The organism is Aliiroseovarius halocynthiae, assembly GCF_007004645.1.
Taxonomy (GTDB): Bacteria; Pseudomonadota; Alphaproteobacteria; order Rhodobacterales; family Rhodobacteraceae; genus Aliiroseovarius; species Aliiroseovarius halocynthiae.
The window spans coordinates 1-913 of the sequence record NZ_ML660043.1 but is presented as its reverse complement, the minus strand read 5'-3'; the positions used below and the strand labels follow the sequence as shown (position 1 = coordinate 913).

1 protein-coding gene is annotated in these 913 nt (G+C 57.5%); it reads right to left on the bottom strand.

Annotated features, from left to right (window positions below; all coding sequences use genetic code 11):
- The coding region (gene tuf, locus FIL88_RS16580) for an elongation factor Tu (protein ID WP_142854997.1) at positions 1–911 on the bottom strand (911 nt) is incomplete at its 3' end.
- Positions 912–913 lie beyond the last annotated feature (2 nt).

Here is a 913-nt window from a genome sequence, read left to right as displayed (position 1 = left end):
GCTTCGAACTTGGTGTGCGGGTTAACCGAACCTGGCTTACACAGAACCTGGCCACGCTCAACAGCTTCACGGTCGATACCGCGCAGCAGAACACCAACGTTGTCGCCAGCTTCACCGCGATCCAGCAGCTTGCGGAACATTTCAACACCGGTACAGGTGGTTTTCTGAGTGTCCTTGATGCCAACGATTTCGATCTCGTCGCCAACATTCACAACGCCACGCTCAACACGACCCGTCACAACAGTACCGCGGCCCGAGATCGAGAACACGTCTTCGATCGGCAAGAGGAAGTCACCGTCAACCGGACGATCCGGGGTCGGGATGTACTCATCCACAGCAGCCATCAGCTCGCGGATTTTGTCTTCACCGATTGCGTTGTCACGGCCTTCCATGGCGGCCAGCGCGGAACCCGCGATGATCGGCATGTCGTCGCCCGGGAAGTCGTATTCGTTCATCAGTTCACGAACTTCCATCTCGACCAGCTCGAGCAGCTCTTCGTCGTCTACCTGGTCAACTTTGTTCATGAAAACAACCAGCGCAGGCACACCAACCTGACGCGCCAGCAGGATGTGCTCGCGGGTCTGAGGCATCGGGCCATCAGCTGCGTTCACAACCAGAATGCCGCCGTCCATCTGGGCCGCACCGGTGATCATGTTCTTGACGTAGTCGGCGTGGCCGGGGCAGTCAACGTGCGCATAGTGACGGTTCTCGGTCTCGTACTCAACGTGAGCCGTCGAGATCGTGATGCCGCGGGCTTTCTCTTCCGGCGCGCCGTCAATCTGATCGTATGCCTGGAAGTCACCAAAATACTTGGTGATCGCTGCCGTCAGCGTCGTCTTGCCGTGGTCAACGTGACCAATCGTGCCGATGTTAACGTGCGGTTTACCGCGTTCAAACTTTTCCTTAGCCATGA